Origin of the sequence: Pseudomonas brenneri, assembly GCF_007858285.1 — a bacterium.
Lineage (GTDB): Bacteria > Pseudomonadota > Gammaproteobacteria > Pseudomonadales > Pseudomonadaceae > Aquipseudomonas > Aquipseudomonas brenneri.
The window spans coordinates 144,503-163,870 of sequence record NZ_VFIL01000007.1; the positions used below are offsets into that span (position 1 = coordinate 144,503).

Below are 19,368 nucleotides of genomic sequence, written 5' to 3' on the forward strand. Positions count from 1 at the left end.
GCGTGTTCTTTCATCGGTTGTCAGTTAAATGGAAATGGCAATCCTGCTGTTTTAATAACTAGTGCCGATGGGAATCTATCAGTAGGCATGAGGTGGAAGGAACTCTCTCCCGTTGTACTCTGGGCCGGCCACGCATCCTGTGTTGTTCTTCCTGGCGGGGCAAAGACGAACGATATGCCACCAACAATACCAAACGCCCCCTCAGCTACACCGTATATATCTGTCCCTCCGCCAGAGTAGGCCTTGGGGTCGATGATTCCGCACGATCTGTTCCAAGGAAGGAATGCCGCGTACTCAACACCCCCATCAAGTGGAATGTCTACTAAGCTGTGAACGCTGGCCACGCCTGATGTCGTTTGATGGGAAATCCTTTGATTGCGCCCACCGATGTAAGCGGTGACTGGTCGACCAAATCTATCTAGCGGACCTGGTTGCGGCGCTGCTATTGCCCCCACAATATTGAGCGGGATCTGATTAGAGTTAAATGAAATCCCACCAGACTGCTCCTCGCGAGTCTTCAGCTTGGGCCCCAAAATAGAATCATCACGCATAAGATCAAAACAATAGAACTTAGTTGAAGTGCTAGCGCCCGCAAACAAATAGGTCTTTGTGCTTCCGCTCACCTTCACCCCTGTAGCCACACCTGGGCCAACCAAAAAAACTATAGGAGATAGCGGGCTATCAATTGAAAACCCGAACTGGTCGTCACCCGGAACCCCTTGCTCGACCCAGCTACTGCCAATATTCGGATCAACGTTTACTCCACGCAATCTTAACCGACGCCAATTCTCAACGTATGACAGATATCCACTTTTGACCAAACCATAACTTATGTTGTTTGTGTCATAAAGAAGACTGGAATCACTTAGTCTAACAACAAGTCCTGCCATATCTAATAGTACCCGTAAGAGATACGGCAATTGGCGGAGAAAAAACCCCAGCCAGCCGTGTTGTATGAATAGGCCCAAGACAGGGTGGTTCCATCAAGGGTGACGCCGGGCCTCTTCCCTTTTTCCACCTGCAAATCAACCAGCGGACAAACGGAAAAAAACAAGTGCCGACCTGGCGGTGCAGTCGGGATCTGAATAGATCCATTCTGCCCGCCAGTCTCAACGCTGCCAGTCTCCTGACTGATAAAGCTTGTCATATCAACCTTAATGAGGCCCGTGTCTTTGTCCCTTATTACTAATCCCACCATGTCAAAGACTCAGGTCGATGCCATCAACACCATTGGCATAGGTGAATTTAAGTCCGTCACTATTCAGCAGCGAAGAGTTCCCGTTTTTGCTCCCACGGAAAACGAACTTGCCTGTTTCCATATTCAGCTCGATTAGCGGCTGCCCATTGGCATCGACAGCAGCAGATCGCAGCGTCATGCCCAGGATGATCTCCTGGATAAATGCCTTGTTGATCACTGCCTGGTTGATGAACACCTGGCCACCGCTCACAACGAACGGTGTAATCAACTGCCCGCTGACCTCGTCGACAATGGCGAAGCGCTGTGCAAACGCCAGAATCTCCGACGTTTCCCCATCACTGCCCAGAGCCAGGCCGGCCATAACCTTTTTGCCATTGGCAATGGTCTGAGCCTTGATCGTCGTCTGGGCAGATACCTTGCCGTCGAGATTGACTACCGTCTGGCTGACCTGCTGAACCGATGCATTGGTTTGCCCGATGCTCGATTGCAGCGTTTCTGTTGTCCTACCCAAGGCCTCATTTGCAGACGCCTGCACCTTCTTCTCAGCGAAGAAGGTAGCCGTGGAATCCCAAGACTTAACGACGCCGGCCAAATCGGCAGCCCCATCATCACCGCGCACCGCCGCCCGCAGCGATTCGTTACTGGCCGCCAACGAGGTGACCCTGCCATCAACCTCAGCGACCTTTGTGTCGAGGCCAGTGATAGCCACGGCATTACCGGCCACCTTTTCATCGGTCAGCGCCAGATCGCTCTTCAGTTGGTTTACTTGAGTGGCTGCCGTCTCCCTGTTGGTCGCCACCACCTGCTCCAGAACGGTCAGCCCTGACTTGTTCGCCCCCACTTGCGCGTTCATCGTCAGCAGCTGCTGCGCCACGGACTCGTTTTCTGTTGCCCTGGTGCGTTTCTCAAGCGCCAGATCAGCGGTTGCCTGCCAGCCTTTGAGCGCGTTCGCCAGGTCGCCAGCACCATCATCGTCGCGAGCAGCTGAACGCAACGCCTCAATCGAGGACGCGGTGGCCACGATCTTTCCGTCGATCTCTTCGATCTTCGTGCTGACAAGGGCAATCTGCTGAGTGAGTGCGTTCGTGGTTTCGAGGATCGTCCCGATATCTTTCCAGTAGGTGGCGTTCGGCGGGGTTACGCCTGCCGGCACCGCCTGCATAGCCTGGTAGATATGCCCCTCTTCCTGGACAAACGCGGCAACCGGATAAGGCTTGCCGGGATCGTAAGGCGCTGCACCCGTGATCTGCCCCAGCAGCCCCTCCAGCTCTGCCTTGGCCTCCTTCAACCGTTCGTTGACCGAATCAGGGCCATCCCCCGAAATCAGGTCGATCTCTTCGCGCAAGTCCTGGTATAGGGCTCCCTTGCCGATCTTGTCGGCAAAGTACTTCTCATAGTCGCTCTGGGCCGAACTGGCCTGGCCATTGACCGCGCCCGGGATCGGGAAGAGCGGCCCGACGTTGCCAGTCCGGTCCACCAGGCGCGCCCAAAAGAACAGGCTCGCCCCCGCCAGCAGGCTGTGCATTTCATGCTTGGCCTGCGGGTAGCTGAAGTCGCTCAGCTTGATCGCAGTCGTCAGGTCCGGCGACTCGCTGTACCAGATCTCCGTACGCTGGGTGTCCTCTGCACCTGGTGGAAAACCCCACTGGATGCCGATGCCATAGACCAAGCTGGTGATGGTCAGGAACGCCACCGCCGGCGGCAGGCCGGCCTTGCCTTCCAGGCTGGTCAGATTGGAGCTCTTCCAGATCGAGGAGATCTCGAAGGCACTCACCGACCGCACCCGGGCCAGATAGGCGCCCGAATAGATGCCCGTAACGTCCACACTGGTCGAACCAGTGCGCTGCAGCTTGATCCAGTTGCCGCTGTCCTTGCGCCACTCCACGTCATAGGCGACCGCACCAGCAACAGCGGGCCAGGAGATGTTCATGGTGCTGATGGCCAGGCCCTGGTCGACGGAGTAACTCGACGTGATATCGACGCTCGCCGGCGCTGGAACCACTGTGATCGGCACAACGCTGATTGGGCGTTCTTCCAGGCGCGCGCCAGTGTCGATGTGCGCGAATTTACTCGGGTCGTACTGCACGGCCGAGATTTCAAAGACGCCAGGCTCCGGCCGGGCCACGCTGACCACTCGGTACAGTGGGATGGCCAGATCATCGGCATCCAGCGCCCACACCAACTCAGGTTCCGGCACCACGGAGTAAGCAACGGTCACGGTGACCTGCCGACCGCTGACCAGCTGTACGGTACGCCCCTCGCACTTGCCGTCTGGCAGGTTGAGGATCAGCCGGTCACCGGGCTTGGCCTGGGTGTCGCGGTCCAACTTGATGACCTTGCCGTTCACTGCCGAGATACGCCCGCCCACCGGCCGACCGGCCAGCAGTTCGTCCGCGATCGGGATCACGTAGCCAGGCAGCGGAATGCGCCCGTCGAGGCCGACCTTGAAGGTGACCGCCCGATCCTTGGAGTTTGTGAGCAGCGCCCACTTCCCGCGGCGCTGAGCCTCGGATTCACGGGTGCAGCCGATTGCACTGATTTCGAGAGGGTTGTCACCGTAACGCCGCTGCAGCTTCTGGTCGGTCACCGCCGTGACGTCGGTGTCGTAGTTGTTCAGCGGGTTGTCGTAGCTGACCAGGGCCCTGGTGTAGCGGGTCCGCTCCGATGCGCTGGAGTAGGTGAACTTGCCGTCAATGACGTTTGCCCGGGTATAGGCAAAGTCGAAGTCAGTAGCGCGCGGCATATCCGCCAGGGTGAACACCTGGCCCTGGGCCCAGTAGGTCATGCCTCGATAGATCGCCGAGATGTCGCGCAGCAGTGACCAGGCATCAGCCTTGCTCTGCAGGTTTAGGTTGCAGATGAAACGCGGCTCCATACCGCCCTTCCCATCCGGCACCAACTGGTCGCAGTACTGCGAGATGCGGTAGAGCTCCCACTTATCCACCATCCACGGCTTTATGCGGCGGCCCAAGCCGAAGCGGTCAACCGTAGTAATGCCATAAGTGGCCCAGGTCGGATTATTGGTGTATGCCTCTTTGAGCGTCCCGTCCCAGATGCCACTGTAAGTGCGCGATACGGGATCATAGTTGCTCGGCACCTGCCATTTGCGAGCCTTACAGCCAACGGTGACGGCCGGAATGCTGCGGAACTGCTCGGCCGAGAACTCGATGTAGAGCAGCGCGGTATTGGGATAACGGATCTTGGCGTCAATAACCTCGGTGAAACCCGCTATCTGCATGATGTCGGAGAACTTGCCCGGACTGTTCTGGTTGACGGTCAGTCGCGTTATCCGCATCAGCCAGCCGCTGGTTGCCTTGGGCAAATCGATACGTCGGGTTCGCTCGTAAAGATTGGTTGTCTTGCCGTCGACTACCTCACTCAGGACTTCCTGATAGGCCCCGCCATCGGTTGCCAGTTCGACCTTGTACTGGATCCGGTAACCATTGATATTGTTGTTCGCGTCCACGGACTGGAGCGCCGGCCAGGCGAAGCGTACTCGCACAGCAGAAAGCTGGGTGTTACTGATCGCCCGGACCCACGGTGTTCCACTGCGCAGTTCGGTGCTGATCGTGGTTTCGTTCTCGATCGAGGGGATGCCCTGGATATAGGTCTGATCCACCACCCCGGTGCGCCACTCCCACTTTACGTTCGGGAAGTTCATGTTGCCCTGGGGGTCTTGCAGCGGAGTGTTGTCGAGGTAGATGTCCCGCGCAGTAGGCGTGCCTTCGAACTCGCCCTCGCCGATAGCAATGAGCATTTTTGCGATAGCGACAGAGCGTAGGCTGTCCGGTGCTTCGGTTGGAGTCTTGGGCTTCTCGGAGCCGCCCTTGGCGCCATAGACATCAATCTTGCGTGCTGCGCCCATGCTTTCCTCCAGGCAATAAAAAACCGCCTCTGGGGCGGCTGCTGTAATTCGGGTGTTAACTACATCTGGTCTTCGGCGTAGATCGCGGCGCTGATAATCGCCCCGCCCCAGCGGCGTTCGCCGATACAGAGCGGTACTGGGTTGCCGGAGGCGGTGGTGTTCTTTGCGCTGCCGAAGGCGTACCCGGGTGTGTTTTCAGGTGCTGCACTGGTCTTGAGGCCCCCGGCCTGCGGGCTGAGCATTTGGATCACACCGCCGGCGACCAGGCCGATGCCTGCGCCTATGAGCGGAGTACCGAAAGGCGTTGCCGAGAAAATAACACCCACAACAATCAAGATCGCGCCGACGATGGTTTGAAGAATACCGCCGCGCTTGCTGCCTACGACCACAGGCGCAATACGGATGTCTCCGGCGCCGTTGTAGCTCAGTTCCTTCTCCCCGATATTGCGTTTATCGCGAAACACAGCGAACTCGAGCCCGCGCGACTTGGCATTTGACAGAAACCGCTCGAATCCAGGGATCTGCACGCATAGTGCTTTGATCGCCTCCGCCGGCGTTTTCACCGCGAGCCTGAAGGACTTTCCGAACTGACGGAGTTGACCGTGCAGGCGAATCGTTGTCATCGGTTGATAGTTGATCGCTAATGTTTGCATCACTTTCTCCGGGCAATAAAAAACCGCCCGGAGGCGGTTTCAAGGTTTTCTTGGTTCAGTTGTAATCGACATAAGGGCCAATGTAGAACCCGGCCATATCACCGCTAATACGGTACAGGCTTTCCTTGCCAGGCTTCACCGTCGCTGCGATGGTTCGAATTGCAGCGCCTGCGCACAAGCCTGAGCCCGCTAGGCCAGCGCCGAGATTGGGCGATCCCGGCGGAAGGTAGATTGTAGCCCGCTGACCAGTACCTATTTTTGCAGCCCTGCGGCCGTCGACATAAACAACAATATCGCAACCAGAGCCGACCGCGCCCGAGTCGCGAACTACGGTGATTTTTCCGCTCTCGCCAACAGGTTTAGTCTGGAAGGCATAGACCTCGTCCGACGGAACCGGCTTCGCATCCCGCACCGAAATCGCCGAAGAGGCGCACCCCGCCAGCATCGCCACCGCTGCCGCAGCTATCAAAATCCGCATGTCGTTCCCTCTTTGGCTTGGCGTCACTACAGGATTTACAGTTACTTAGAACGGATCACTACGGTCGATGCGAGCATGTCTCCTAACCGTTTCCGTGAGCCAAAGAAAATGAATATCCAGTCAAGAATATTTAAGAAAGGCGTAGTGATATTTCGCATAAATGACTGAAATAGATTGCAATTAAGGTTGGTATGCTCATCAACCACTTGCATCCCCAGCAGCTTTTTACCCACGCTCTGGCCGTTGGGCATTGCGTCCGAAAAAAGGTAATACGCGGCAGCGATCCCAATAGCTAGAATCCCGACCGCGTCTTGGGGCAAGCCAGCAAACTCAGCCGATTGCCCCACGACGAATAACACAAAGAGGGTAATTAACGAGTCAATCCACTGCCCTCCCAGCCGCCGGCCCAATCCAGCCAGGTTGCCTGGCTTTCGGTACTCGCTTTGAATCGTACTTACTTCCATGCACTGACGCTCCAATAGCAATTGATTAAAGTATTTGTCCCACCCCAAAAACCGCAAAGCAGGACTTTTGCTTGCTGCTGGCAGCTAAAACCATCATTGAAGCGGTACGATAGCACCTTGCCTGTCCAGGCATCCAGCGTGGATGGAATGCCAGTAACGCAGCAGCAGCTACCGATAGTAGCCTCTTGCCTTCAATCAACCATGGAGTGGCTATGACGATCCGAAGTCTTGCGAAAAACCTTCCGGCGGACCCTGACAACAAAGGGTGCGTGCTCGGCTGGGCAGTTCTCAGAGATGCCCTTGAGCCTTGGCACCTGGTAGACGTATACGCAAGCAAGGCTATCGCCGAGGCTGAGGCCGCGCGACTGAATAACGGTTACATCGTCGAATACGGCTCTCACCGGCTTGGCACGGATGAGTTCATTGGCGGGCTTACACCACCGAAGTGACTGCAAGGCTCTCTGCGGCAAAGTGGATTCGCCCAGGGCCCGAAGCAAGCTCCGCAGTGAGGCAAGGCTTGCCGTCGTAGCGCCGGCGATAACCATCCTTGCTTTGGAACTTGCCGGAGAATTTCATACGATCGATCTCGACACCGCCATCCAGAATGGCGACCACGGAGACAGCGCCGCAGATACCACCGCCGGTAATGGTGAAAAGGTCGTGAATGGTTAGCACGTAACGCTGGCTTGACTGCATGCAGCCCTCCTTCTGCCGGACGGGCAGTGAAAAATTAATGTAAGGATTCCCCAGTCCTTCGCCTGCAAGCCCAAGGACTGGGGTTGCGCCAATATCGGCGCGCATAAAGACAGGGAGTTTTGCATGTCCGAAATGAAAATGACTGACGACTCGACGAGCTACAAGATCTGGCCGTTCCAGTCGGCGGAGGTTTCTATAAACGGGGACCGGAATAACGGCGGGATCAATCTTGTGGGTAGCCCGGAGCTGATTGAGCTCATACATGAAGCAACTGAAGAAAACGGCTTGCGGCAGCTACTGCTGTCGATGAACGCGCCGGACCGGGCGTTCATGACGCTCGGCTGCCTGACCGGAGACACTGACGCAGCTTATTATTCCTACGTTGAGTTCACCCCGAGAAACCAAGCGCTTGCAAGAAGAGAAGATTTGATCACCGGGCTACATCAGTTATGGCTGAACTGGTCAACGACGAATTGCGCTGCTTATCCCGGGCTCGCCGATGCACTTCATCAAAATGTAAAATGGGAATATCGGAAATTTTCGTTTCGCGGAAGCGAGCCGCAATATCTGATAACGATATATCCGCGTGCCCGCTCTGCGCAGGATCATGCTTCTCTACTTTCATGGGTTCACAATTTCCTCTGCAGTGTCGATCCTAATAACCTTCAGCGCACGCTTTAGGCTAAGTCACTTGGCGCTCTTCGCTGATTGGTGTCTGAGGATCAGGCGCGTTCGGTCATGCCAAGGGCCGCCGTAAACGATGATCTCGGACGGCCTGCCGTACAGGTGGTGCAACAGAAAGGGGCCTGGGCCAAAGGTGCCTGACTCTTCACCAGGCAATGCAGGATCAGTACCCAGGTATATCCCGGCGTGGTTCGGGTGAACGGTGCGCCCCACCTGCATGACGATCATATCGCCCCGCTGCCGCCGGTCGACGCGCACAAAGCCAGCGGCCTCGTAGTTCGCCTCGTACAGACTTGCGTTCTCCGCACTCTCCCACCAGCCGTCGGTGCGCTGGAAGGCCTCAAACTCAAGCCCCCACTCACGCTGATACCAGTCGGCGCAGACCTGCCAGCAGTCCCAGGCGCCGTGCACGAACGGGCGCTTGAGTAGCGGCACGCTGCCGGTCGGGGTGATCGACCGCAAATCCCCCTCGGGCCACGACAAAATGTGCCAGGGCAAGGCCGTGGCCTCACACATGGCCAAGTCGTGAGGTGATGGCCTGGAGGTCGCATCGGGGTGTGAATGGACAATTGCCATCACCTCGCCAATATCTTCAGCCGCAGCGTAGTCCTCGGGGTCAAGCCGGAACTCTTCTTTCGGTTCAGTGGCGATGTTCCGGCACGGGAAATACTTCTGCGCGCGGCCCACGGCAACCAATAGGCCGCAGCACTCTTTCGGGTACTCCGCCGCCGCGTGCGCCTGGATGGCCGCAATGATGTGTTTGCGCATTCTTCAACTCCGGGCAATGAGTGACACAGCGGGAAATCCACCGAACGAGTTTTCGTTGTTTTCACCGAAGCGCAGCTTGCAGGACGATAGGCAGCCCTTGCACTGATCCTTGGCTGGATCATCTGTGGGGTTGTCTTCGTCATCAAACATCGCTGTCCCCGTGTAGTTACAGTCAGGGCCCCTGTATCCCCCCGTCATGCTCCAATGGCACAGCGTCGTCATCTGGCGCCCGGGCAGACCGTGGTTGTCGATCTCGCCAGGGGAGGACAGCTCCCAGACCACGGCCTCGCCGTCCTCGCTGGTTTTCTGGTCGATGTACCAGATCTCCAGCGCTTCCTGAGTAGGGTCAGCAGTTGGGTTTCCCTCGGGGAAGTTCACTGCATCCAGGTACTTGGCCAGCGTCTCGCGAACCGTCAGCTTGAACTTCAGTAGATCCTCGAAGGCGAGGCAAAGTGCAGTAACCCGCCCGTTAACGTTGCCGGCAGAGAAAGTCGGCCGAGAAGCGGTGCCGTCGCTGCTCGAGGAAATACCCTCAATCTGCACCGGCCAGGCCGCGTACTCCTCGCCCTGCCACCAAATCGACTTGGCTGGGAGCTCCTCATCCGAATGCTCGTAAGCCAGCAGTTCTTCGGGTGTATGCGGAATAGCGTGCCCGTGAAAGCGCAGGTAATCCGCGCCGTACTCGGTCCCGTCAATTTCAAAAAGGCGAATCTCGCCGCCGGGCTCCAGTTTCTGGATGTCCGTGATCAGTGCCATGGGCGGTTATCTCAGGGGTGAAAGGCTTGCTGGAAGGTTGCGGTGATGGCGTAGACCTGGCCGCCGCGATGCACGGGCTTGTATCCGTTGCACTTGTAGAGGCCCAGATCCCCAAGGGGAGGCGTCCAGAGAAACGCCTTTGCCCCCTTGTGCCGATCAAGGAACGCCTTGATTAACAGAACCCGGGGCTTGGCGCCGGTGAAGGTGAGCGGCCAGGACTGCGACTGGTTGTTGAGACCGTCCTCGACCGACTGCTCGTACCCGTGCCCGAACTGCTTGGTGCGGACGCGCTGGGCGACATCCCCTTCCGCGCCCTTCTCTGTCTCCCAGATGAATCGTTCGATGGCCATCAGCGCCCCTTGATTGCTTTGTTGATGACGCCGCCTTGGCGCATGTCCTTCGTCCGCAGCTCCTGGTACTTCTGCTCGACGAACGTTGCCAGCTCTTTGCCGAACAGGTCGTAGCCAGGGTCGTCAGAAGAGGACGACGCGTTGCCGTCACCATCGATGTGCACCTCGACATTGATCTGGGTAGCGCCAGCCCCGCCACCGCCCATTGCCATTACACCCAACTTGCCGCTGGAGGTTCTGGTCAGCGGCATAATTGCCTCTTCTCCTGCCTCCCCCATGACGCCGGTCTTGCCATTAGCCATACCGAAGGCCGTTGGCTTGCTGACAATGGAGTTGGTGAACGCACCGCCGTCGGCGAACATCTGCACGCCGCCGGACCAGGCACCACCCTTTGCCTGGGTCACACCGGACCAGCCAGCCAATACTTCAGGGCTATACCCGGCCGCAGTCGACCCTGCTGATGTCGTAGCACCGCCGCCAAAGTACGAGCCAGCAGCAGACACACCAAGCCCCACAAGAGAGCCGAGAAGGCCAGAGGCTGCTTGTCGGGTCGCGATGCGTGCCATATCGGCAAGAATTGACTTGGTGAAGTCAGCAAACGACAGCTTCCCGGTCATGGCGAAGTTGACGATTGAATCCTCCATCGAGCTGAACGCGTTGCCGAACAGGCTCTTGGTCTGCCCTGCGATGTTCCGTGCCGAATCCAGATAGTTTTCCCAGGCCGATGTCGCGCCCTTCGTCCAATCGCCCTGGGCGGCCTCCACATCCGCGTAGTTTTGCCGGATCTGGTCGGTTGCCTTTTTGTTCGCATCGGCGAGCGCCTGCGATTTTCGGGTGAATTCTTCGTCCGACATATTGCGCGATGGATCGGAGCGCTGGTTTTCCAGATCCAGCGACTGCTGTGCAAACCGATCTTGCTGACTGTTCAGCTCCCCGTTGAGCGCGTTTTGCCGATCTCCCTGGCCAACGCCGAGCACAGCACGCTGTCCGGCAAGCTCCAGCGCTCGCTGTTGCTGCCCTAGCGCCTGCACGTACGAGCTGATCGCCCGCTCCTGCTTGGCGAGTCGCCCGGTCTCATTGGTAGCCAACACCTCTAGCTGGCTGTCGGCATCCTTCTGTGCCTTGACCATCCCTGCCCGCGCATCGGCGATCTTCTGGTCCAGCTGGATGCTTTGCGCGGCTGTCGTAGACTTCTTGCCCTTGGTGGCCTCCAGCGCGGCAATCTCGGCCTCGTAAGCGGCCGTCACCTCGTCGCGCTCGTTGCCGATCATGGCGGCGCGCTTCAGGGCATAATCTGATTGCGATACCAGGCCAGCCTTCTGTGCGGCATCCAGTTCCTTCTGAGCGTTTTTGTACTCATCGACAATGGCCGCCAGACTGTTCTTGGTCTTGTTGAAAGCCGTCAGATCAACCTGATTACCCGCGGCTTTCGGATCTTTGTTCTTATCTTCTAGCCCCTTCAACAGCGTGTCGTAAGCGCCCCCTGAGAACTTCTTGCCGTCAAAATCAACACCGTCCAATAACGGTGATTTCTGCCCGGTCCGATCAGCGTATTGGTAAAGCTTTGTAAATTTTTCATCCAGCTTTTTAAGCCCGGCCAGACGCTTGTTAAGCGGGTTGGTGTCATTGAGTTGAGCGCTTAGCTCCTTCTCAGTTGCAATCAACTCTTTATTCGCACGAGTGCTCTCGCCAGTAGAGGCAGTAAGGCTTTCGCTCGCCGCCTGTCGTGCCTTGAGATCTGCGAGCTTTGCCTCAAGCGCCGGAGTCGAATCGTCATGCTCCCCAGTGCCCAGGCCCAGCGCAGAGTTGAGAGAGCTCAGTCCGTTGGAGATCGCTCCAGATATGCCGCCACCCTTCCGCGTGTCGAGTACCCGTTGAGTGATCTCGATTTGCTTGGCCAGGTCAGGAAACACCTCAGACCGGACAGCCGCATAGGCGCCCTTGATGGCATTTTTGATGTCGTCCCAGTCGCGCTCTACATCGGAGAGAGAGGTGCGGTAGGTTTTCAAACGCTCCAGGGCGGACTGATTCAGGTCTTCACTGAGCACATCCAGCGCCCGCTGATGGTCGCCTTGATCGTCGATCGCCTTGATCACCTGGTACTGTTCAAGCGTCAGCAGGCCATATTGGCTGCTGATCTTGCCGGCGGCCTCAGTTGCTGTATCGCCAGCGGTAGCAAAGGACTTAGCGAGCTCGCCCGCCCCCTGGCCGGTAATCTCACTGATTGCTGCGGCGGCTTCCGCCAGGTTGCGCATCTGCGTGCCGCTGGTGGCCACTCCGGAGGCAAGGGACACAACCGCCTCACGCGCTCCGGAGAGATTGCCGGTAACGCGGCCAGCGCCTTCTGCCATCTCCTTCAAGCTACCAATGGTCTGTCCTGCGTCGTTCGAGCCACCGTTGATTGCGGCATTGAACTCGCGCGCCTGCTTCATTGCATCGAGATAGGCGTAACCAAGTGACCCGAGAACGGCAACCAACAAGCCGGCGGGGATCAGCATGGCTGCCATACTTTTTGCAGACGCACCAGCACCGGCCCCCAACTGTGCAACTGCCCGCGCCCCGCTCCCCCAATCCCCAGACTGAAGGGCGTTAGTGAGCTGCATGACGTTTTCTTGAGCCTGGCGGGTACCGAGCTTCAATTTATCGAAAGCCGTCTCTGTTGCCGTCAGTCCAGAGCGGTCCTTACCGATTTTGGCAAGCGCTTCGTTGTATTCGTTGGCGTCTTTCACGCCAATTTTATGAAGCTCGTTTAGCGCACGCTCGCGTTCTTCCAGCCTCGCAAGTTTGTTGGTGACTGGATCAATTCCATTAACGGTACGCTTCAGCCCTTCGATCCGGCGGTTTTCCGCATCAATGAGTCGCTGCTTCTGGGCAAGCTCTTTGGATTCGGCCTTCTCAATCCGCTCGAAGGATTTGCCGAGCCGTTCCTGATATGCCTCCTGTTGCTCAATGGTGACTAGACCACCCTTGCGGGCACGTTCCAGCAGACCCTCGGCCTGAATCAGCGACTCCATGCTGTCGATGTTGCCGGTCATCGCCTTGTCGAGCTGTCTGATGATGGCGATTTCGGCGACAGCGCTGTCGGCTACTTTGCGGCTCGCGCCGACCTGCCGCTCTCTGGCACCGGTAGACTTCTCGATGCCTAGAGCGGCCTCAGCTTCAGCCTGGGCGACTTTTTTGCCGGTACCGGCAAGGCCATCACTGGCTTTGCTCAGCCCATCTACCGCCTTCTCCGCGCCCTCGGCAGCAGTAACCAGCTTTCCAAGATCGTCTGTGGCTTTGACAGCATCCGACGACTCAACCGCAATACCCAGGGAAGCGAAGTTGGTGCTCATTTGTTTTCTCTCTGTTCCGCCATAACCTGCAGGGCTTCAGCCTCCATTCGCCGGAAGTCGCTGAAAATGGTTTGTCGCTGGCAGATCGGCACACCGCACATCCGAATCACTCCGGAAAGAACGCTGTAGTCCATACCCGTTGCGCCGCACGCGCCTGTACGCCACTGGGTGCTCATGGCCTCAAAGACTTTGAAGACGTCCCAGTTATCGGGCCAGATGCCGACTTCCTTGTCGGGTATGTCCTGGCGCGACAAACCGAAGGCCATCAGATCTGCATCTGAGGGCCCTGGCTCATAAAGGGCGCGGGAGGCGCTTAGGAGTTTCCCAGGCGGGCTTCACTGAAGGCTTCTGCGTAGGCATTCAGCACAGCCTTTGGTGCCGAGTTAATCGAGTTGACGAGGATGCGCACGTTTTCAGGCGTGAACTTCTCCTCGATATCCCAGCCAACCACCACATCCAGTAGCTGGTCTGCTTGCAGGGCGATCTGAGCGGCGGTGAAAGCTTTGAGGTCCATGTCGCCGAGCTGCTTGCTCAATTCGTCGTGCCGCTCGTTCCAACCGGTGTACAGCTCAGCGAGCGCGGTACGATCCAGGTACTTGAACTCGAACTCCACCTTTTCGGCGCTGTATCCAGCCCGCTGGATCATCACCGGCGCCTTGAAGGTCGGCTTTTGGATCAGCTTGAACTTGGCCATGGGTTACACCGTGGCCGCGTAGCGGGTTGGAAGGCCAGTCAGGGCAACGCTGATAACACGGGTCATCAGGTTGTTGCGTGACATGGTCGGCGTCGCGGTAATCGACACATAGCCGTTGTAGATAATGCTGCTACCACCCGGGAGGTTCAGACGGAGCAAGCGAGGCTGCTTGTCGTCGTCCGCTGCCTCGCAGACAGCCACATAGGGCTTGGATGGATCGTCAGCGACGGTATAAGTCAGCGTGATCGGGTTCTTGGTGGTCGGCATCTGGCGGTCGTTGTCGTCGGCCACGAAGCCAAAGGTCAGGAACTGCTGATCGCCACCAGCCGAGTTCATTTCGGTGACCTGCGAGATCTCGGTGAAGGCAGTCACCTCACGGACAGAGCCAATACCGGAGCCCGCTGGATACTGCTGAGTGTTGGTGGTGTTCACGCCTGCCAGTGCGAAGGTGCCGCTGGCAATTACCCCTACACGGACACCGCGACCGTCGAGGCGAGTCCAGCCGGAATTGACGGCGACTACATCGTCCTCGGCCAGGCCATGGGCTGCAGCAGTTGCGATTGCCGGATTGGCATTGGTCAGCGCAGTGAATGGGATTGCAACGCCGTAAGTCGACGCAATCTCAAGGGTGGCGCCGTTGGGCATTTGGATGCCGGCCATGGGTGTTTCCTCTTTTCAGAAATGACAAAACCCGCACAGAGGCGGGTTTCGATGTTTGCCCAACGGGCTAAATGTGTTTGTTGCTAATCGACTTTCATATTGCTTCGGACCTCGTCCAAAGGGATACCGGATTTCGAACCTACAACCACACCGGTAAGGCCACAGTCTGGACAGCAGGCATGCTTATCTTCGTACCACTTTATAATTTCAGTGGGCACAAGCCAAAGACCGCATCCGACGCATAGACACCGTTCACTCAAGGCAATCTCTTCACGATTCCTATAGCAATGGTGCTCAACCCATTCACTTAGATACTGAAGTCGTTGCTTCCTGATTTCGTCCATCGCAGGTATCCCCACATAAATTCATGAAGGAATTCTAACGCTTTGGATCAAAAGGTGTCGGCTCGGTACTGAAATGACAAAGGCAAAGTACTTGTCGTCTCGCCCTGGATCCCTGCCGCAGTCGCCATTGGCGAACGGACATAGACAGTGAAGTCCGCTTTCGCCAGGGGCAAGTTGTTCGGGTACAGCTGTGCAATCTCCTCGGCAATCAGGCCGGCGCCCCCCGTGCCCGAGCCGGGCGCAGTAACCACGCTGACCTGAAATACGCCCCGATAGGAGACGTGCTTGCCTGCAAGATCCTCGCTATCGGTATTCCCGGGCATCAGGTATGCCCTCAGGTAAGTATCCCCTCCAGCCGGCGGCGTGAATGCCACGCCTTCATAAGCGATCACCAGCTTGGGTGCGCGCGTATCAGCCCAGGCCTTCAAGCGTGCCTCGAACAGACTTCGGATAATCCGGTCGCTCATTTTGAAAGCTCCGAGACGGCTTTGTTGATGTACATCTGAAACTCCGTCACGGTGATCTGCACCATCCCGGCCGGCGCCTGGTTGGACCAGCCTTCGTACTCAAGCCGAGGGCCGTACGGAAGATTGTTCGTGATCCAGATCGCCCCTTTGCCAATCGTAAACGTCTGGATAAGAGCTGCGCCCGCATCCCTTGTTGCGCTGCTCTTTGGATCAATGCGGTCGATGCTACTGGTGATTGCGGTATCAAAAGAGACCTGCCAGTTACCCCTAAAGCGACCTCCTACATATTCCTTACCTGCAACGAGGTCCATACCATCTTTGATCAAGCGCCCAGGCTTTAGGCGACCATTTTTGGTGAGATTGGTAGGGTCGTTACGTAACTCTGTATTCAGCCTCTTAACTTCGTCGTTGTACTGAGTTGCGGTGGCATTGACCGCCCACAGCTCTGGGTTACCGACTGGTGACCGATCAACAACGGAGGTCAGAAGGTCGATGGCGGTCTTCTTGACTACCTCCTCAAGATCACTTTTGGTCTTCTCGACGAACTCCCGAATATCGATACTAAAGCTCATTTTCTGGCCTGCACACTGAAGCCGACAGCGATGCCCGCGTAATCCCATGGGTCAACGTGCTGCACCGTGTAGGTGTCGCCGTCGAACGCGATCTTGTCCAGCGTCACTGGCTGGGGCGTGTCTGCGCCATCCAGCAGCACCGGGGAGATCAGGATCTTGACGTCGCCCTGCTTGATCAGCGAACCGTCGATGTCTTGTTGGCGATAGTTTTGGCGAAGCCCTGAGCCGTCGAATTGCTCCGTGAGTGCCGGGCTCCCGCCGACCTCGGGGTCGTACTCGCCGGTAGTGACCCGAATCAGCGAAAGCTCAAGCCCCTTGCCGCCCCTGGATCGCGGGGCGAGCATCCTTGCTGCATTTGCTTTTGCCCGATCATAGATATCTGCCATCAGCTGCGTACCAGGTTGACCTGACTTGAGGACTCCAGCAGCCCGGAGAACTGCGCATACGACTGCCGGGTTGCTGCTGGCTTGCTCACCGACTTGGTGGCAACTGCAAACGTGGTGCTGATCGGCCCAACTGTTTCGGAAACGACTGCTCCCGTTTTGGTTTCAGGCGCGATCAGGTCATCCGCATGGATCTCGGCGGCCAATGCCATCTGGCCAGCCTTGATCTGTGGAGGGATCTCGTCGAACCGCAACACCCAGCCCTGACGCTTGACCTCAGCTCTAGGCCAGGCCAGCGCCTGATCGCGATTCACAGCCCTGCCCTTCCATGGCATCGCGTCCATTTGCAAAGCCGCGCGGCGCAGCAGGGATTCCTGCGCCACCTCATCAACGGGGATTGTTTTGCCGAAGTTCGTGGCATAGGTGACCAGTTCGGCGGCCGTTGCGAAGCTATCGGCGCCTGACACCACCTTGCCGTTCTCGATCACCAGAGCCATATCAGACCTCTTTCCAACCGAGACGCTTGTGGTCATCCAGGCAGGAAGGGTGAACGTGCAACTCCTGGCCGCCCTGCTCAACCTTCACCAGGCCGGTGTAGTCCGGTTCATCGTCTTCCACGGCTGACTTACCTTTCGGCTTCGCCGCTGCAGCTTCATCCGCAAGGCGTTGAGCGTCTGCCGCAACCAGATCAATCGCGTCCTGTGCGCTTTTGCTCCAGTCAGCACGCTCCTGCTCACCCAGCGCCTCAAAAGCTTCAGCGCTCAAACCACTGAGCTCGATAGCCTTGGCCAGCAGCGCCTTTGCTGCCTTCTGTTCTTTCGTCAGTCCAGCCATTGTCATTCTCCAGAAACAACGCAGGGGCCGAGGCCCCTGGTTGTCGTTGTGGTTGAGTTAGCCGACCAGCAAGCTGATGTGCTCATCCTTGATCGCGCGGCAGCCCCAGGCCAGACGGACGTGGTAGGCCGTTTGCAGGAACTGGCGGTAGACCGCGATCTCGAACGACAGTCCGGTCAGCGGGTCGGTGATGGTGATCACGTCGTCCGCCGAGTCGCCACCCTCAGGCATTGCCGGGGCACGGGTGGCCAGTACGATGGCCGAGCGGGCAAACGCCACGTTCGCGGTGTACGAGTTTCCCAGGGTCAGAGCGTTGCCGGTCGGGATGACGATCTGCGAGCCAGGTTTGTTCAGGGTGATGGTGCCCGGGGCCGCAACGCCGGTACCGACGACGTACTTATTGTCGCCGTCAGCCGCGAAGGTCGCGATATCGCCGGCCAGAACCGTACCGGTACCGGTCGCCAGAGCGACGTTGGTCGCACCGATAGCGGTAGAGCCGTTGGTGACGTACGCGGCGCCGGTGCCTTTGACGTGTCGACCCACCTGGTGAGAATGACGGATAGCCATGTTCATGATGCGGTCGGTCATGCCGTTGCGCAGCATGTCGCTGGAGCCGGCCTCGTTGACCTTGAACAGGCCGGACTGCTTGCCACGCATGTTGCCGATGGCCGAGTGGCCCAGGACCAGCTGCAGGTCGTTGGTTGGTGCGCCGTTTTGCTCCAGGATACCCAGCACGCCGGCGAAGTCGGACAGGTCAGCCGCAGTGCCAAAAGGCGTGGTGCCGGCGGTGCCGTAGGCGCGCGAGGCGTTACGGTAGGCTTCGAACCACAGATCCTTCTCTACCTCGTTCACCAGTGTGCGCATCGCCTGATAGAAGCGGTCAGCCTGGATGGACGAGAAGGTGCCTGCGTTTTGCAGGCCCTTGGTCTGCTCGCCATTCCAGCGCACCGGAACGTGCTTGCTCTTGGTGATGGCCACCGCGACGTTATCAACGATGGCGTCGCCCGAGTCCGGCGCGGTCACGCCCGGGGTGTTGTCAGCTGCAGCCGCTTCGCTGGTGATGGGCACCAGCACGTCCTGACCGATTGCCGCGCGAGCAACGGACGAGTCACGGGATACCGCCGGGATGAAGCCCGTCATCTCGCGAGAGATAACGTCAAGTGCTTCGTACAGAGCCGGCACCAGGCCGTTAAGGGTGTTCGCCATTTTGGCTTTCTCCACAAAAAAGCCCGCTCAGTGGCGGGCATTGATTACTTGCCGGGCAAACCCCGGCGGCGTTGGTTAGTCAGTTACCAAGCCGCCATTGCGTGCATGATCAGCCTTGGCGGCTGGATCAAGCGCATCAAATGCGGCTCGCGGAAGGGTCTTCTTGTCGCCACCCTTGCCGCCATTGTTCGGAGAGCCGCCGCCACTGGCGCCGGAGCCCTTGAGAATGTTGTCGCGGTACGGGTAGCGCTCGACCAGGGCTTCCAGCGCCTCGTCGAAGTCAGCCAGCTCGCCAGGGCGGGCGCGGCTGTAGATCTTGTTGCCATCGTCGCCATAAGCCACGACCTTGCCTTCCTCGACCTTGAAGGCCTTGCCGAAGGTGTTTTGCAGCATGTCGGGCGGAACGGCGATTTTGTCGGTGACGAACTTGGAGCGGCCGAAGGCGCCACCGATCTTCTCCTGGTAGAGAATGCCGGTGGTGGTGTCGCGCTCCGTGGTGACCGTCTTGATCTGCTCGGTGAGCGTGGACACTTGGGCCTTGAACTTCTCCTCGGTGGCCGCGATGGCTGCTTGCTTGATCTCGTCGACCTTGCCAGCCTGGACAAGCTGCCCGGCGTCGAGGTTGGCGATGGTTGCAAGTGCGGCGCGGGCCTTTTCCGGGTCCTCAATGCCTTCGAAGGCTTTGGCTTTCGCTTCGGCGGTTTCTTTGGCTTCGCGGTGCCCTTTGGCTTCAGCGTTCAGCGCAGTGATTTTGGATACGGCCGACGGCGCATCAAATGCCACGTCCTTCCCATCATCGTGCGTATAGACCGGCTTGCCATCCTGCACAACCACATGGCCTTGCTCGTCGAGTTTCAGTTTCATCGGTTCGTCTCCGGGCATCCGCCCATCTGGTGGGCCATCCGGCCCGGTGCGGCGCTATCCATCCGGAATCGCGCCCATAAAAAAGCCCCGGCGGATG

The 19,368-nt window shown here is 58.1% G+C and carries 22 protein-coding genes; 2 read left to right on the forward strand and 20 right to left on the reverse strand.

Going from position 1 to position 19,368, the window contains the following annotated elements:
- Window positions 1–20: 20 nt before the first annotated feature.
- The 5 genes from FJD34_RS16965 to FJD34_RS16990 all read right to left on the reverse strand — a co-directional run bounded on the left by FJD34_RS16965 (window position 21) and on the right by FJD34_RS16990 (window position 6,658).
- On the reverse strand, window positions 21–890 hold the full coding sequence (locus FJD34_RS16965) for a hypothetical protein (protein ID WP_146552230.1): 870 nt from the start codon (window positions 888–890) through the stop codon (window positions 21–23).
- 309 nt (window positions 891–1,199) lie between these two features.
- On the reverse strand, window positions 1,200–5,063 hold the full coding sequence (locus tag FJD34_RS16975) for a TipJ family phage tail tip protein (protein ID WP_090291338.1): 3,864 nt from the start codon (window positions 5,061–5,063) through the stop codon (window positions 1,200–1,202).
- 59 nt (window positions 5,064–5,122) lie between these two features.
- A complete protein-coding gene (locus FJD34_RS16980; RefSeq protein WP_090291339.1) occupies window positions 5,123–5,716 on the reverse strand; it encodes a tail assembly protein in 594 nt (197 codons plus the stop codon).
- A gap of 55 nt (window positions 5,717–5,771) precedes the next feature.
- The gene (locus FJD34_RS16985; protein WP_090291340.1) at window positions 5,772–6,194 is read right to left on the reverse strand and encodes a hypothetical protein; all 423 of its coding nucleotides are present in this window, start codon (window positions 6,192–6,194) and stop codon (window positions 5,772–5,774) included.
- 41 nt (window positions 6,195–6,235) lie between these two features.
- Window positions 6,236–6,658, reverse strand: coding sequence for an RDD family protein (locus FJD34_RS16990; protein WP_090291341.1), 423 nt, complete (start codon window positions 6,656–6,658; stop codon window positions 6,236–6,238).
- A gap of 212 nt (window positions 6,659–6,870) precedes the next feature.
- Here FJD34_RS16990 and FJD34_RS28395 point away from each other — a divergent pair, with 212 nt between their 5' ends.
- Window positions 6,871–7,107, forward strand: coding sequence for a hypothetical protein (locus FJD34_RS28395; protein WP_090291342.1), 237 nt, complete (start codon window positions 6,871–6,873; stop codon window positions 7,105–7,107).
- Here the strand turns inward: FJD34_RS28395 and FJD34_RS17000 are convergent.
- Window positions 7,091–7,354 (reverse strand): hypothetical protein, encoded by a 264-nt coding sequence (locus FJD34_RS17000; protein WP_090291343.1) that lies wholly within the window; start codon window positions 7,352–7,354, stop codon window positions 7,091–7,093. The genes FJD34_RS28395 and FJD34_RS17000 overlap by 17 nt on opposite strands.
- Before the next feature lie 123 nt (window positions 7,355–7,477).
- Between FJD34_RS17000 and FJD34_RS17005 the strand changes: the two genes are divergently transcribed.
- Window positions 7,478–8,035, forward strand: coding sequence for a hypothetical protein (locus tag FJD34_RS17005; RefSeq protein ID WP_090291344.1), 558 nt, complete (start codon window positions 7,478–7,480; stop codon window positions 8,033–8,035).
- Window positions 8,036–8,041: 6 nt separating this feature from the next.
- On the opposite strand, the gene FJD34_RS17010 is transcribed toward FJD34_RS17005, so the two are convergent.
- From FJD34_RS17010 to FJD34_RS17080, 14 genes are all read right to left on the reverse strand, one after another.
- Window positions 8,042–8,806, reverse strand: coding sequence for a C40 family peptidase (locus tag FJD34_RS17010; protein WP_090291345.1), 765 nt, complete (start codon window positions 8,804–8,806; stop codon window positions 8,042–8,044).
- 3 nt (window positions 8,807–8,809) lie between these two features.
- Window positions 8,810–9,562, reverse strand: coding sequence for a phage minor tail protein L (locus FJD34_RS17015; RefSeq protein WP_090291346.1), 753 nt, complete (start codon window positions 9,560–9,562; stop codon window positions 8,810–8,812).
- 11 nt (window positions 9,563–9,573) lie between these two features.
- Complete coding sequence (locus tag FJD34_RS17020; protein ID WP_090291347.1) at window positions 9,574–9,912, reverse strand: phage tail protein; 339 nt, start codon at window positions 9,910–9,912, stop codon at window positions 9,574–9,576.
- Window positions 9,912–13,247 (reverse strand): phage tail tape measure protein, encoded by a 3,336-nt coding sequence (locus FJD34_RS17025; protein ID WP_090291348.1) that lies wholly within the window; start codon window positions 13,245–13,247, stop codon window positions 9,912–9,914. The genes FJD34_RS17020 and FJD34_RS17025 overlap by 1 nt, the downstream gene beginning before the upstream one ends.
- Entirely contained in the window at window positions 13,244–13,513 is a 270-nt protein-coding gene (locus FJD34_RS17030) for a DUF1799 domain-containing protein (protein ID WP_090291349.1), read from the reverse strand. Before FJD34_RS17030 ends, FJD34_RS17025 begins: the two co-directional genes overlap by 4 nt.
- 47 nt (window positions 13,514–13,560) lie before the next feature.
- Window positions 13,561–13,941 (reverse strand): phage tail assembly chaperone, encoded by a 381-nt coding sequence (locus FJD34_RS17035; RefSeq protein ID WP_090291350.1) that lies wholly within the window; start codon window positions 13,939–13,941, stop codon window positions 13,561–13,563.
- Window positions 13,942–13,944: 3 nt separating this feature from the next.
- Window positions 13,945–14,601 carry a phage tail protein gene (locus tag FJD34_RS17040; protein ID WP_090291351.1) on the reverse strand — a complete coding sequence of 219 codons (657 nt, stop codon included), beginning with the start codon at window positions 14,599–14,601 and terminating at the stop codon, window positions 13,945–13,947.
- Window positions 14,602–14,992: 391 nt separating this feature from the next.
- Window positions 14,993–15,412 carry a phage tail terminator-like protein gene (locus tag FJD34_RS17050; protein WP_090291353.1) on the reverse strand — a complete coding sequence of 140 codons (420 nt, stop codon included), beginning with the start codon at window positions 15,410–15,412 and terminating at the stop codon, window positions 14,993–14,995.
- Entirely contained in the window at window positions 15,409–15,984 is a 576-nt protein-coding gene (locus tag FJD34_RS17055; protein WP_090291354.1) for a hypothetical protein, read from the reverse strand. The genes FJD34_RS17050 and FJD34_RS17055 overlap by 4 nt, the downstream gene beginning before the upstream one ends.
- Window positions 15,981–16,370, reverse strand: a complete 390-nt coding sequence (locus FJD34_RS17060) for a hypothetical protein (protein WP_090291355.1) — start codon at window positions 16,368–16,370, stop codon at window positions 15,981–15,983. Before FJD34_RS17060 ends, FJD34_RS17055 begins: the two co-directional genes overlap by 4 nt.
- Complete coding sequence (locus FJD34_RS17065) at window positions 16,370–16,864, reverse strand: DnaT-like ssDNA-binding protein (RefSeq protein ID WP_090291356.1); 495 nt, start codon at window positions 16,862–16,864, stop codon at window positions 16,370–16,372. Before FJD34_RS17065 ends, FJD34_RS17060 begins: the two co-directional genes overlap by 1 nt.
- A gap of 1 nt (window position 16,865) precedes the next feature.
- Window positions 16,866–17,201, reverse strand: coding sequence for a hypothetical protein (locus FJD34_RS17070; protein WP_090291357.1), 336 nt, complete (start codon window positions 17,199–17,201; stop codon window positions 16,866–16,868).
- 57 nt (window positions 17,202–17,258) lie between these two features.
- Entirely contained in the window at window positions 17,259–18,407 is a 1,149-nt protein-coding gene (locus tag FJD34_RS17075; protein WP_090291358.1) for a P22 phage major capsid protein family protein, read from the reverse strand.
- A 75-nt stretch (window positions 18,408–18,482) separates the two neighbouring features.
- Window positions 18,483–19,271 carry a DUF6651 domain-containing protein gene (locus FJD34_RS17080; RefSeq protein ID WP_090291359.1) on the reverse strand — a complete coding sequence of 263 codons (789 nt, stop codon included), beginning with the start codon at window positions 19,269–19,271 and terminating at the stop codon, window positions 18,483–18,485.
- Window positions 19,272–19,368: the final 97 nt, after the last annotated feature.